We start from the raw sequence: 14,641 nt of genomic DNA on the forward strand, positions 1-14,641 counted from the left end.
ATAAATTCCTTACCGAGGGTGACGTATTCAGTGAAGACCTCATTGAGGCGTGGATTAAGTGGAAACGTGAAGAGGAAATTGACGAGATGTCGATTCGACCGCACCCGTACGAGTTCCATCTGTATTATGATAGTTGATTTACGACCAGGCAGTTTGTAGATTAGTGTAGTTTGTATCTGACCTCCTTGTTGGTTCGGCAATAGCAGCACTAACAGGGTGGTCGTACGTATAGAGAATTAAATGGCGACGAATACAAAACATTTTGGTCTTTATGATTCACGGTATGAGCATGGCTCCTGCGGTATCGGCGCTGTTGTAAATATATCAGGCCGGCAGGACCATTCTATTATTGAATATGGAAAGGAAATTCTTTTAAACCTGCGGCACCGCGGCGCAGCAGGCGCTGACGAAATTACAGGTGATGGAGCTGGTATCTTATTTCAGATTCCGCACAAGTTCTTTAATGCCGAGTGCAAACAGCTCGGGTTTTCTTTACCCGAACCTTACCAATATGGCGTTGGAATGGTATTTGGCTCACAAAACAAAGAGCTCCGCGATAAGTGTGATAGGATACTTGAAGACTCGCTCAAACATTATGGGTTGAAAGTGCTTGGCTGGCGAGATGTGCCTGCATCGAATGATTGCCTTGGTAAAATAGCCCTTCAGGCAGAACCCGCAATAAAACAGATTTTTGTAGATGGAGCAGGGCTTGAAAACGAACCGCTGGAAAGAACGCTGTATTTAGCACGCAAGCAGGCCGAAAAACTTGTCAGAAAAAGCTTTGGACTGGAAGGCAAAGATTTCTATGTGTCGACACTATCCTGCAAAACCATCTGCTATAAGGGAATGTTTATGGCATGGCAGCTGTTTGCCTATTATCCCGACCTCGCAGATGAGCGGCTCAGCTCTGCCCTTGCTATCGTTCATCAGCGCTACAGCACTAATACATTTCCGAACTGGCGACTTGCCCAGCCGATGAGATGCATAGCTCATAACGGAGAGATAAATACGCTCAGCGGAAATCGCAACTGGATGCAGGCCCGTCAGATGAAGATGTCCAGCGAAGTATTTGGTAATAATATCGGCGATCTGTTTCCGATTCTGACCCCTGAAGGAAGCGACTCTGCGTGCTTTGACAATGTTCTCGAACTGCTTGTTCGTGCCGGCCGAAGTCTGCCGCATTCAATGATGATGATGATACCGGAAGCATTCGGTTCTAAATACCATATCAGCACAGATAAACGCGCATTTTATGAATATCATTCATCTATAATGGAGCCGTGGGATGGTCCTGCAGCGATGGTATTTACCGATGGTCGTATCGTCGGCGGAACACTTGACCGCAATGGCCTAAGACCTTGCCGTTACCTCGTAACCACTGATGGTTTGGTCATTATGGCCAGCGAGGCAGGTGTGGTTCAATTTCCGCCGGAAAAAATCTCCAGAAAAGGACGTCTTCAGCCGGGCCATATGTTTCTTGTTGATACCGTCGAAAGACGGATAATTTCTGATAGTGAGATTAAAAGCAGGATTGCCCGCCAGAAGCCTTATCGCAGATGGCTGGATAGTAACAGAATTGAGCTTCGGGGTTTGTTCGATGCGCCGAAGCTGGTGCAGACTGCCCCTGCAACATTAACTCAGCGGTTGCGGTTATTCGGCTATACTCGCGAAGAGCTGAAAATGATTTTGCTTCCGATGGCATTAAATGCACAGGAACCAATAGGTTCTATGGGAAACGACACGCCGTTAGCGGTGCTTTCCGATAAACCAAAACTTTTGTTTAATTATTTCAAACAGCTTTTTGCCCAGGTAACAAATCCGGCGATAGACCCTCTGCGTGAAGGACTGGTTATGAGCCTGATGAACTTCGTGGGCAGGAAACTCAACATTCTGGAGGAAACGCCCGAGCATTGCCGTCAGCTTAAGCTGCCTCACCCGATTTTAGCCAATGAGGATATTCAGCGGCTGCGCACAGTAAAAAGACAAGACCTTAAAACCGTCACCATCTCAACCATCTTCGATATCAACACTGAGAATATCGCCAATAGTTTGAAGCTGGCTTTGAAGGAATTGGTTGATTCAGCGGAAAAAGCTGTCAAGCAGGGCGCCTCTCTGATAATAATCACTGACCGGGAAGCTTCAAAAACACAGGCCCCCATTCCATCACTTTTGGCGACAGCCGCGGTTCATCACGGACTGCTTAATCACGGCCTGCGTGGCGAAGTCGGCCTGATTGTTGAAAGCGGCGAGCCGCGAGAGGTTATGCACTTCTGTCTCCTATGCGGCTTCGGTGCTAACGCGATAAATCCCTATCTCGCATTTGAAACGCTTAATTATCTGCATCACGAAGCCGAGCTGCCTGCTGATATGGAGTCTTCACAGATAGCAGATAATTATATTGCCGCGATTAAAAAGGGTATCTTAAAGACAATTAGTAAGATGGGAATTTCTACTCTTCGAAGTTATACAGGGGCTCAACTGTTCGAGGCCATCGGCCTGAATCGTTCTCTTGTAGATGAGTACTTTACCGGCACCAGCTCGAGAATCGGCGGAATTGGTTTGGCAGGAGTTGCGCAGGAAGCGGCTGCTCGTCACAAAGAGGCCTTTCAGCAGCGTCCCCAAGGGACGCTTGAACTTGATTTTGGTGGTGAATATCATTTCAGACACAGCGGCGAGGGGCATCTTTGGAACCCTGTGACCGTAGCACGGCTTCAGCACGCCGTCAAATACAACGACCAGAAAGCTTACGATGATTACACAGCAGCCGTAAACCAGCAGGCTAAAAAGTTGTATACCCTCCGGGGACTTTTTGAATTTGCCGCAGGTGAAGCAATCCCAATTGAACAGGTCGAGCCTGCCGGTGAAATCGTCAAAAGATTCTGTACTGGAGCGATGAGTCACGGCTCAATCAGTAAAGAGGCTCACGAGTGCTTGGCTGTCGCAATGAATCGTATAGGCGCTATGAGCAATACCGGTGAAGGCGGCGAAGACCCGGCTCGTTACAATGCAGAACCCAGCGGCGATTCGAAAAACTGCGCTATTAAACAGGTTGCCAGCGGACGCTTCGGCGTCACGATTAATTACCTTGCTAATGCGAAAGAGCTTCAGATTAAAATAGCCCAGGGTGCAAAACCGGGCGAAGGTGGTCAATTACCCGGCCACAAGGTTACGGAAGAAATCGCCAGGCTTAGACACTCGATGCCGGGAGTAACGCTGATATCGCCTCCCCCTCATCATGACATATATTCGATCGAAGACCTTGCGCAGCTTATATACGACCTCAAGTGCAGCAACCCTGGAGTTAAAGTTTCTGTCAAGCTCGTTGCTGAAGTGGGGGTTGGCACGATCGCCGCCGGAGTTGCCAAAGGCAATGCGGACGAGGTTCTTATTAGCGGCCACGACGGCGGCACCGGTGCTAGTCCGCTTTCTGCGATAAAACATACCGGCTGTCCGTGGGAGCTGGGGTTAGCCGAGACCCAACAGGTTCTGGTGATGAACAATTTGCGAAGTCGAATCCGGGTTCAGGTTGACGGCCAAATGAAAACCGGCAGGGACGTTGTTATTGCGGCCTTACTCGGTGCCGAGAGGTTTGGCTTCGGGACAGCCGCTCTGGTAACGCTTGGCTGCACCCTGCTCCGCAAATGCCACGAAGGTGCTTGTCCTTTCGGGATTGGCACTCAGGACCCGGACCTACGAAAGCGGTTCACCGGCAAACCTGAATATGTTGAAAGGTTTATGTATTTTGTAGCTGAAGAAGTTCGCAAGATTATGGCTCAGCTCGGATTTGAAAAATTTGAGGATATGATTGGCAGAGCAGATAAGCTGCAAACCCGCTCAGCAGTTGACCACTGGAAGGCAAAGGGCTTGGACTTTTCCGCGATTTTCCGTAAGCCGGATGCCTCCGATGGCAGAGCTATAAGATCGACAAATTCGCAGGCAGACAAACTCAGCGACCATCTCGATTGGCAGATATTGGAAAAAGCCGCTCCGGCGATTGAGCATGCTAAGCGTACAGTTATAGAGATGCCGATTCACAACGTAGACCGCACGGTTGGAGCAATCCTGAGCAATCGGATAATCAAAAAATACGGCGAAAAAGGATTGCCAGATGACACGCTGCAGGTTGTTTTGCAGGGTTCTGCGGGACAAAGCTTCGGGGCATTTCTGGCGCCCGGGGTAACCTTAAAACTGGTCGGTGATAGTAACGACTATTTGGGCAAAAGTCTTTCCGGCGGGCGCATCATTGTCAAAACGCCGGAAGGTTCGCCGTTCATGAGTCATGAAAATATCATTATTGGCAATACGGCGCTTTATGGTGCTACATCAGGAGAGGTTTTCGTCAACGGGATGGCGGGTGAAAGATTTTGCGTGCGAAATAGCGGCGTAACTGCTGTTGTCGAGGGCCTTGGCGACCACGGTTGTGAGTATATGACAGGCGGATTGGTCGTGGTCCTCGGAAAAACAGGGTGCAATTTTGCTGCAGGTATGAGCGGCGGCATTGCTTACGTTCTCGATGAAGCGCAGTTATTCGACACGATGTGCAACCTTGATATGGTCGAGCTGGAAAACGTCTGGAAAGAAGAAGACAAAAAGCTGTTGTACGACTTGATTCAGCAGCACCTGAAGTGGACCGGCAGTGCGCGTGCGCAATATCTCTTGGATGTTTGGTCGGATATAGTTGGCAGATTTGTAAAGGTAGTCCCGATAGATTATCGCAAAGCGATTGAAAAGATGCGAGCTGCTGAGCAGCGGGACACTGATACGATCCCGGCCACCGAGGAGGTGTTCTCATGGGCGAAATAAAAGGCTTTCTAAAATATAAACGTCAGGAAGTCGGACATCGGCCGGTCGAAGAGAGAATACATGATTTTGCCGAGCTCGACCTGCCGCTTACACCGGAGCAGATACAACAGCAGACGGCAAGGTGTATGGATTGCGGAATACCATTTTGCCACGGCGCAGGATGCCCGTTGAAAAATAATATTCCGGAGCTGAATGAGCTGGTGTATAAAGGAAAATGGCAGCAGGCCTGCGAACTGCTTCACTCTACCAACAATTTTCCTGAAATTACCGGCCGAGTGTGTCCGGCTCCCTGCGAAACTGCGTGCACGCTTTCTATTAATGATGAGCCGGTGTTAATAAGGCATATCGAGTTTCAAATTGTTGAGCGTGGGTTTCAGGAAAGATGGATTAAGCCGCAGCAGGCTAAACAAAAAACAGGCAAAAGAGTTGCTGTAATCGGCTCCGGACCTGCCGGCCTGACGGTTGCTCAGCAGTTGGCACGCGCAGGGCACAGCATAGTTGTTTTTGAGAAGGATGAGCGGACAGGAGGCCTATTACGTTATGGTATTCCGGATTTCAAGCTTGCCAAGAACATTATTGACCGCAGATTAGAACAGCTGACTGCCGAAGGCGTCGAATTTCAAACCGGTGTCGACGTCGGAGAGGACATCTCTGCACGATACCTGAAAAGCAGGTTTGATTGCATCTGTCTTACGATGGGTGCAGGCCAGCCTCGAGACCTTAACATTCCCGGCAGAGGATATGAGAATATACTGTTTGCTCTGGATTACTTGAAGTTACAGAACAAACTTTGTGCCGGCGAGCTTGCAGATGAATCCTCGTTAATAACAGTAAAGAACAGGGTCGTGGTGGTAATCGGAGGCGGAGATACTGGAAGCGATTGTGTTGGAACGGCCCGCAGACAGGGGGCCAAAGAAATTTACCAAATCGAGATTTTGCCGGAGCCGCCGGAAACTCCGCCGCCGGATACTCCCTGGCCGCAATGGCCTCGTATTATGCGAACTTCTTCATCTCATGAAGAAGGCTGCCGGCGTCAGTGGGCTGTGTTGACGAAGAAATTCTCCGGCGTTGAAACTCGGGTTACCCAGTTAGATTGCTGCCAAGTCGAATGGATAAGAAAAAACGGCTCCTGGAAACTAAAAGAACTGGCAGGCACCGATTTTACCATTAAGGCCGATGTAGTGCTTTTGGCGCTGGGATTTCTTCACGTTACGCATAGCGGACTTATAAAGGGATTAGGTTTGAAACTCAACGATTCAGGTAATGTCATTGCAGACAATTACCAGACCAGCGAACCGTGGGTGTTTGCTGCCGGCGATACAATCAGCGGGGCCTCATTGGTTGTTCGGGCTGTTAACGGCGGACGCGAAGCCGCTGTGGCCATCGATAGGTGGCTTAAGGAAAAAAGTCAGTAGTGGTTAATTATGCGGATAGCATTGGCACAATTTAACGCCTCGGTAGGTGACATCAGCGGAAACACCGAAAAGATGGAGAAACTGAGCGCCAAAGCTTATGACTTGGGTGCTGATATCGTAGTTTTTCCGGAAATGTCGGTGTGTGGTTATCCTCCGGAGGATTTATTGCTTAAAAAGTCTTTCATGGAGGATATCCGCTCGGCTATAGAATATTTGGCAAAAAACTGTACCCAGATTACTGCCATAGCTGGATTTGCAGAAGGAAACGAAAAAGGCTGCTTTAATTCGCTTGCCGTGTTGCAAAAAGGCAAAATAACAAAAATTTATCGAAAAAGTATTCTGCCTAACTATGGCGTATTCGATGAGAGACGTTATTTCCGGCCCGGAACCGAAGCGGTGCGAGTCATAATAGACGGTAAGGCTTTGACATTTACAATTTGTGAAGATATATGGCGCCTGAAGTGGTTGGATAGCTTCCTCGGCGAAATGCCGCGAATTGACATGGTCATAAACATTTCTGCCTCACCTTTTCACATAGGTAAAATCGAACAAAGACAGGAAGCTCTTCGCCAATGCGCAAAGCATTTCAGCTGCGCCGTTGCTTATTGTAATTTGGTCGGCGGCCAGGATGAACTGGTTTTCGACGGCCGAAGTATGTTTGTGGATTCATCTGGAAAAGTTATTTGCCAGGCCAAGGCATTCGAAGAAGATATATTACTTGCAGATTTATCCACGGTCTCTGGAAGCAAACCCCACCTTACAGCTGTTGCCACTCATTCGGCCCCTGCCGGCTCTTCGCCGCAGGAATCCGTCGCTGAAATTTACGGCGCGCTGGTTCTTGGAACAAGAGACTATGTGCATAAAAATGGTTTCTCCAAAGCTGTAATCGGACTAAGCGGCGGCATAGACTCTTCTTTAACTGCGGCCATTGCCGCCGATGCCCTGGGGGCAAAAAATGTCATCGGCATAACTATGCCGTCGAAATTTAACAGCTCCGATACCATTAAAGATGCGCAAATCCTGGCGGACAACCTTGATATCGAGTTTCACATCCTGCCAATCGAGAATGTGCTCACTCAATTTGACGGGCTTCTTGCCAAAATGCCAGGATGGGATAAAAATACAACAGCCTATGAGAATCTGCAGGCAAGAGTCCGCGGATGCATACTTATGTCTTTTAGCAATCAATATGGTCATCTTGTTTTGACAACCAGCAACAAGAGTGAGACTGCTGTCGGATATGCCACCCTTTATGGTGACACCGCCGGAGGTTTCGCGGTTCTTAAGGATGTGCCCAAGACGATGGTTTATCAATTGGCTGAATATGTGAATAATATTCGTCATAACGTTATTCCGCTTACGGTAATACAGCGGCCGCCGAGCGCCGAGTTGAGAGAAAACCAGAAAGATACGGATTCTCTCCCGCAGTATGACATTCTGGATAGAATTCTCCGCAGTTACGTAGAAGAGAACAAAACGGTTTCTGAGCTGGTTAAAGACGGCTTGCCAAAAGATGCTGTCACTCAAGTCATCAATATGGTGGACCGGAACGAATACAAAAGAAGGCAATCTCCGCCGGGGGTCAAGATTAGCCCCAGAGCCTTCGGCAAAGACAGAAGAATGCCGATAACAAATTGTTGCAATAAATAGTGGACTTCTCGCCGGTTTTGTAAATAATACTCCGAAAATTTCAAGAAAGTGAGAAATGCCGAAGCGCAAAGACATCAGAAAGATACTAATCATAGGCTCCGGACCTATCGTCATAGGCCAGGCCTGTGAATTTGACTATTCCGGTGCCCAGGCATGCAAGGTATTAAAGCAACAGGGATTTAAAGTTGTGCTTGTTAACAGCAATCCCGCCACAATAATGACCGACCCCGAAATGGCGGACAAAACCTACATCGAACCGATTACGCCAGATATCGTTGAAAAAATAATTCAAAAAGAACGGCCTGATAGTCTCCTGCCGACCATTGGCGGACAAACAGGTTTAAATACCGCAGTTGCGCTGGCTGAAAGCGGGGTATTGAAAAAATACAATGTTCGCCTTTTGGGTGCCAATTTGCAGGCGATTAAAAGAGCCGAAGAAAGAGATAAATTCAAGAAAACAATTCAGGATTGCGGCTTGGATGTTCCAAAAAGCGGCTACGCCCACTCCTGGCAGCAGGCACAGGAAATAGTAAAGGATGTTGGTCTCCCCGCTGTCATCAGGCCTTCATATACATTAGGCGGCACAGGCGGCAACATCGCCTACAATACAGAAGAGTTTAAGAATTACATTGACTGGGGATTGAGTCTGAGTCCCAAAAGCCAGGTCCTGATAGAGGAATCCGTTGCAGGCTGGAAAGAGTATGAGCTGGAGGTGATGCGGGACAAAAAGGACAACGTCGTCATTGTCTGTCCTATAGAAAACCTCGACCCTATGGGCATTCATACTGGCGACAGCATTACTGTCGCGCCTGCTCAGACGCTGACCGACAAAGAATACCAGTTGATGCGCGATGCATCTACCAGGATTATCAGGGCCATAGGCGTTGAAACCGGCGGCTCCAACATTCAATTTGCTGTCCATCCTGATAACGGTAAGCTCTATGTAATAGAAATGAACCCGCGTGTCTCGCGAAGCTCTGCGCTGGCTTCAAAGGCCACAGGTTTTCCGATTGCTAAAATAGCTTCTCTATTGGCCGTTGGATATACGCTTGATGAGATTCCTAATGATATCACGAAAAAAACACCAGCCTGTTTCGAGCCTACTATCGACTACTGCGTGGTTAAGTGGCCCCGCTTTACATTCGAAAAATTCCCCAACACCAGCCCGGAGCTTACGGTGCAGATGAAATCTGTTGGCGAAGCTATGGCAATTGGCCGGACGTTTAAGGAGGCATTCCAGAAAGCCATAAGGTCGTTGGAAATTGACCGTTATTCACTTGATAAGAAATATACAAATGGAGATCTTGGCCCGGCTCAATTGAGAGGAAAACTACAGACAAACTGCTGGGATAAAATCTGGTATGTGGCTGAGGCCCTTAGAAGAAAATTTTCCATAGATGAGATATTTACTCTGACAAAAATTGACCCATGGTTCCTTAATAACATTAACGACATCGTAAAACTGGAGAAAAAAATAAAGTCAACTCCTCTTGATAAGTTCGACCACCGGTTGGTCCGTCAGGTAAAAGAGTACGGCTTTAGCGATAAATATCTTGCGTCTGTGTTGAATGTAACGGAAGAACAATTCAGGAAACACCGCCGGCGATTGAAGGTCGAACCGGTATACAAAACTGTGGATACCTGCGGCGCCGAGTTTGAGGCACATACCCCTTATCTCTATTCGACCTATGAGAGCGAATGTGAGGCAAATCCGACCGGCAGAAAAAAAATTATCATCCTCGGCGGCGGCCCGAATCGAATAGGACAAGGAATTGAGTTCGATTATTGCTGCGTCCACGCCGCCTTTGCGCTCAAAGAGATAGGCGTCGAATCGATAATGGTGAACTGCAACCCAGAAACCGTAAGCACCGATTACGATACCTCCGACAGGCTGTATTTCGAGCCGCTGACTTACGAAGATGTTATGTCAATTGTCGAAAAGGAAAAACCCGACGGCGTAATCGTTCAGTTCGGCGGGCAGACTCCGCTCAAATTGGCCGTCCCTTTGGAAAAGGCCGGCGTAAAAATAATCGGCACTTCACCTGACAGCATTGCCTGTGCCGAGGACCGAAAGCGATTCAACAACCTTGTTAAAAAACTCAAACTCTGCCAACCCGACAGCGGAACTGCGACAACTTATGACCAGGCCCTGAAAATTGCCCGCAAGCTTGGATTTCCTTTGCTTGTCCGGCCTTCTTTTGTCTTGGGAGGACGGGCGATGAAAATCGTCTACGACGAAAAATCGTTTGAGGATGCTGTCACAAACGCTTTTGTTGCTTCGGATGAACATCCTGTCCTGATAGATAAGTTTCTTAATGATGCTGCGGAGATGGATGTCGATGCAATAAGCGATGGCAAGCGCGTGGTAATCGGCGGGATTATGGAGCACATCGAAGAGGCGGGGGTGCATTCGGGCGATAGTGCCTGTTCGCTGCCTCCCGTTTCAATAAGCAAAAAAATTATCGATGAGATTAAAAGACAAACTAAGCTTTTAGCCCTTGCCTTGAAGGTGAAAGGCCTCATAAACATTCAGTTTGCCATAAAAGATGACAAAATTTATATACTTGAAGTCAACCCTCGCGCTTCCAGAACTATTCCGTTTGTAAGTAAAGCAATTGGTGTGCCCCTGGCTAAACTCGCAGCGAAGGTAATGGCCGGAATGACCCTCGACAAGTTAGGTTTCACTAAGGAAATAAAACCTGGGTATTTCTCGGTGAAAGAGGCTGTGTTCCCATTCTTGAAGTTCCCCGGCATAGACACTGTGCTTGGACCGGAGATGCTCTCTACCGGCGAGGTTATGGGTATAGATGATGATTTCGGAATCGCTTTCGCAAAATCGCAGATAGCAGCCGGCAACGCTTTGCCGATGAGCGGCAACGTGCTTTTCAGTATTAAGGACAGCGATAAGAAAAAAACCATTGAGATTGCACGTCAAATGTACGAAATGGGTTTTAAAATCGTGGCAACAAAGGGAACATGCCTCGAGCTCATAAACAATAATATTCCCTCAGAGTTTGTGCTTAAAATGTCCGAAGGCAGACCAAATGTGGTTGATTTGATAATAAACGGCAAAATCGGCCTCATCGTAAATACTACAACGGGCGCTCAGTCAGTCGGCGATTCTTTTGCAATAAGAAGAACTGCCCTTGACAAACGAATTCCGTATGTGACCACCATCAGAGCCGCTGCTGCTGTCGTAAAAGCCATAAAAACAATGAAAGACAGAAAAATCAGCGTGAAACCTATCCAGCGATATTACGATTAGGAGTGAATTTGGATTGAAAGCTATTCTGTTACTTGAGGATGGTTCTGTTTTTGAAGGCAGCGCTTTTGGTGCACAAGGCCAAAAGTGCGGCGAGGTCGTTTTTAATACGAGTATGACCGGCTATCAGGAAATCCTCACTGACCCTTCTTACTATGAGCAGATAGTTACAATGACTTATCCGCTGATTGGCAACTACGGCACGAACAACAGCGACCCGGAATCGAGAAAAGTTTTCGCCAGCGGCTTTATCGTTAAGGAAAACTGCCCTTATCCGAGCAATTGGCGAAACAAAACTTCTCTTGGCGAATATCTTAAGAAAAATAACGTCGTCGGCCTCGAAGGAATAGACACGAGAAAACTGGTTAAGCATATCCGTACCGAAGGCGCGATGAAGGGAATTATTTCCTCGACTGATTTGAATATAAATAAACTCAGGGAAAAACTTCAGCGTTACCCCGGCCTCGTCGGAAGGGACATAGTTAAAAATGCGACCGCCGGAAAAACTTATAGCTGGAATCGCGGCGTCGTTGATGTAATAACCGGCGAAGAACTCAAGTGTAAGAAAAAATATAAGGTCGTAGCTTTCGATTATGGCATAAAATACAACATTCTCCGGCTGCTTTGTTCGCACGGCTGCGACGTCAAAGTTGTTCCCGCCGACGCGTCTGCCAAACAGGTTCTTCGTCTAAAACCTGACGGCGTTTTCCTAAGCAACGGCCCCGGCGACCCCGCTGCTGTAAGCTACGCAATTGAAACCGTGAAAAATCTTCTCGGGAAAGTGCCTATCTTCGGTATTTGTCTCGGCCATCAGTTACTCGGCCTTGCACTTGGCGGAAAAACCTACAAACTCAAATTCGGCCACAGAGGGGCCAATCATCCCGTCAAAAATCTGCAGACTGGTGCAGTCGAAATCACCACCCAAAACCACGGCTTTTGCGTCGACATTAATTCTCTAAAAGGCAAGCACGTCGACGTTACCCATGTTAATTTAAACGATAATACCAATGAGGGCATCCGTTCCGAAAAGCTGTCTGCTTTTTCAGTTCAGTATCACCCCGAAGCTGCTCCGGGGCCACACGACTCGAACTATTTGTTTGAGAATTTTATACGGCTTATGAACCAGCATAAATAAGGGGGGCTTTGCAAGCTGGTTTGTAAGCACCTTTTTGGGTGTTTGATAAGTCTTTATCTTTTCTATGGTTATCGTTTTTCGGCAGCTAACTCTTAATCAGCGGGTCACAGGTTCGAATCCTGTATCGCCCATTACGCAAGCAAATCGTGCATACTGTAACGGCTCAGTTGATTTAAAAAACGAAGGGCTGCGAGATAACTACTCACAGCCCTTTTGTTTGCTGACAATTACCTTTTCGTTCTTCACTCCTCCTCTTCAAAGCATATAAAATGCTTCGAAGAATATTTATGAGTGCCAGCCCGTCCTGGTTTGCCAGCCATCTCATCACCACTCCAAACCGGATGAGAGCATATTGAACTTAGGTAACAACATCAAGGAAATTTTTGATAATTTTGTTAAAATTTTAATTTTTTTAGTAAATTTTTTTGATAGTTTTTGGGGATTCTGTAAGTCTTTGTTTTTGCCGGAGTTATTGTTTTCGCTATGCCAACGCTTAATTGGTGCGTTCCTTAATCATGCGGCGTTAAGCACAGTTGTTTTCTTATATTTTCCAATTTTCCAAAACATATAAGCTCATCGCCTGCGATTATTCTCGTATCAGCTGAAGGATTAGGTATCGTCTCATCATTTCGCACTATCGCCAAAATATTAATTCCTTGTTGTCTTACTTGCGCGTCCGAAAGCGTTTTATCAAGTATGACGCAAGCATCGCCAACAGCAACCTTTGAGACACCATACCCCCCTGTTGCTATCGCAAGCTCTTCAAATGAAACAGATTTAATAATGTCTCTCTTTACCATACGTTTTCTTAAGGCATCTGTTAACTTTCGGGCGAATTTTGAATTGGTGAAAATCCTGTAAATGATATATATGACAACAACAATAATTGTCAAATTTATCAATGGCATAAGATTAGATGAGAGAAAACCAGATAAAAAAGGGAGCTTGACAACTGGTGGCCTTAAAGAATTAGCAAAGGTCGCTATCATAGTAACAAAACCGGCGTGACCCAAAACTATAAGGATAGAGGCGATACGCCGCCTTTGGGGAGTTGCCATAATTAATTCAGACTCTTTTGTGGTAAATCCTGTTGCTGTAAAACAGGACAGGGCCTGAAATTTTGCTAGTGACCATTCTATTCCGGTCAATTGAAAAGCTATCGCTCCGATTCTTACGGCAATAAACGACACAATAAGAACAGTTATAAACAATACCAGATTCATATCCAATTCTCCTTAAACTGCCGCTAAAAAGACCACAACGATTGCGGCAATTACTTTTATAAACTCCAAAGATACAATATCTGCGGTGTGTTAAGCTCATACAGCATGGATTTGTCGATTTTTAAGACGCCCCTGCTGCGAGAGCTTAACAGATATGCCAGAGAAAACGGCTTGCGATATTCCACTACCTGCGCCTTTTCGATCCCCGCCAGCGACTTGACTTGCTCTATGGCCTCATCGATATATCCGATTTTGTCTATCAGCTTTTCGCTGAGCGCTTCTTCAGCGCCGTAGATGCTGCCGTCAGCCAGTCGTTTGACATCATCAAATGTAAGCGCTTCCCCCCTGCCCTCGGCAACAATCTGCACGAACCTGTTATAGGCGGGAGAAATTAATTTGTCCTGTACATATTGCCGCTGTTCATCTGTAACCTGCTGAAAAGGACTTGGCCAATCTTTCTTTTCACTCGACTTGAAAATGACCGGCTGAATACCGAGCTTTTCCTCCAGCAGCCCCTGGACAACAAAATGCCCCCCTATCACACCTATTGAGCCTGTAATAGCTGTCGGCTCAGCTACAATCTGGTCACATCCTGCCGACACATAATAGCCCCCCGAAGCAGCAACGCCCTGCATAAACGCCACTGCCGGTTTATCTTCCTCCTGGCGGTACTTGCGAATTTCATTGCAGATTTGGTCGCTGCCGGAAATTGTTCCGCCCGGCGAGTTCACACGAAGAATCAGTCCCTTTACCCGGCTATCCTGTCGGGCTGATTTTATCTGCTTGTACACATCTCGAGCTAGTTCATCATCTATTATACCCTGCACAGTGATTACCGCGATTTTAGCCGACCGCGGTCCGGATTGTATAACTTCTTCGGTGAAAACACCTTCCTGCCCTGTAACGAAGACCGCAGCCACGCCAATCAGCACCAAAAATAACACAACATTTGCCAGCACTGACAGAGTGAGAATAATGCCCCAGAAAATTCTCCAGCCGGTCCGTTTTTTAGGCATATTTATTACTGATGGTGCGCCATATATTGACTCTAATGGTTTTGGCTGTGATGGTTCGCTGCGATTATTGTTCTGCTCAAAATCCATAATAATCCCTTTCTAAATGCTGATGCTTCAGTGTAGACCGAACAAACTCC

Annotated in this window: 7 protein-coding genes and 1 tRNA gene; 6 read left to right on the forward strand and 2 right to left on the reverse strand. The window is 47.1% G+C overall.

Annotation, left to right across the window (positions count from 1 at the left end):
• The first annotated feature begins 240 nt into the window (after positions 1-240).
• The 6 genes from gltB (at position 241) to PHG53_04870 (ending at position 12,396) form a co-directional block, all read left to right on the forward strand.
• Complete coding sequence (gene gltB / locus PHG53_04845; protein ID MDD5380952.1) at positions 241-4,803, forward strand: glutamate synthase large subunit; 4,563 nt, start codon at positions 241-243, stop codon at positions 4,801-4,803.
• A complete protein-coding gene (locus PHG53_04850) occupies positions 4,791-6,218 on the forward strand; it encodes a glutamate synthase subunit beta (GenBank protein ID MDD5380953.1) in 1,428 nt (475 codons plus the stop codon). The genes gltB and PHG53_04850 overlap by 13 nt, the downstream gene beginning before the upstream one ends.
• Positions 6,219-6,227: 9 nt before the next feature.
• Positions 6,228-7,868, forward strand: coding sequence for an NAD+ synthase (locus PHG53_04855; protein MDD5380954.1), 1,641 nt, complete (start codon positions 6,228-6,230; stop codon positions 7,866-7,868).
• 55 nt (positions 7,869-7,923) lie between these two features.
• Entirely contained in the window at positions 7,924-11,133 is a 3,210-nt protein-coding gene (carB, locus tag PHG53_04860) for a carbamoyl-phosphate synthase large subunit (protein ID MDD5380955.1), read from the forward strand.
• A gap of 13 nt (positions 11,134-11,146) precedes the next feature.
• A complete protein-coding gene (gene carA, locus PHG53_04865) occupies positions 11,147-12,265 on the forward strand; it encodes a glutamine-hydrolyzing carbamoyl-phosphate synthase small subunit (protein MDD5380956.1) in 1,119 nt (372 codons plus the stop codon).
• A gap of 36 nt (positions 12,266-12,301) precedes the next feature.
• A tRNA-Ser gene (locus PHG53_04870) sits at positions 12,302-12,396 on the forward strand.
• 378 nt (positions 12,397-12,774) lie between these two features.
• Here PHG53_04870 and PHG53_04875 read toward each other — a convergent pair.
• Together PHG53_04875 and sppA are read right to left on the reverse strand one after the other, a co-directional pair.
• Positions 12,775-13,488 carry a TrkA C-terminal domain-containing protein gene (locus PHG53_04875; protein ID MDD5380957.1) on the reverse strand — a complete coding sequence of 238 codons (714 nt, stop codon included), beginning with the start codon at positions 13,486-13,488 and terminating at the stop codon, positions 12,775-12,777.
• A 56-nt stretch (positions 13,489-13,544) separates the two neighbouring features.
• Positions 13,545-14,591, reverse strand: coding sequence for a signal peptide peptidase SppA (gene sppA, locus PHG53_04880; protein MDD5380958.1), 1,047 nt, complete (start codon positions 14,589-14,591; stop codon positions 13,545-13,547).
• Positions 14,592-14,641 lie beyond the last annotated feature (50 nt).

The sequence above is a fragment of the Phycisphaerae bacterium genome (assembly GCA_028714855.1).
Classification (GTDB): domain Bacteria; phylum Planctomycetota; class Phycisphaerae; order Sedimentisphaerales; family Anaerobacaceae; genus CAIYOL01.

Excerpts from the sequence above, each read along its gene's own strand:
- gltB (MDD5380952.1), top strand. The coding sequence starts at position 241 with ATGGCGACGAATACAAAACATTTTGGTCTTTATGATTCACGGTATGAG.
- PHG53_04850 (MDD5380953.1), top strand. The coding sequence starts at position 4,791 with ATGGGCGAAATAAAAGGCTTTCTAAAATATAAACGTCAGGAAGTCGGA.
- PHG53_04855 (MDD5380954.1), top strand. The coding sequence starts at position 6,228 with ATGCGGATAGCATTGGCACAATTTAACGCCTCGGTAGGTGACATCAGC.
- carB (MDD5380955.1), top strand. The coding sequence starts at position 7,924 with ATGCCGAAGCGCAAAGACATCAGAAAGATACTAATCATAGGCTCCGGA.
- PHG53_04875 (MDD5380957.1), bottom strand. The coding sequence starts at position 13,488 with ATGAATCTGGTATTGTTTATAACTGTTCTTATTGTGTCGTTTATTGCC.
- sppA (MDD5380958.1), bottom strand. The coding sequence starts at position 14,591 with ATGGATTTTGAGCAGAACAATAATCGCAGCGAACCATCACAGCCAAAA.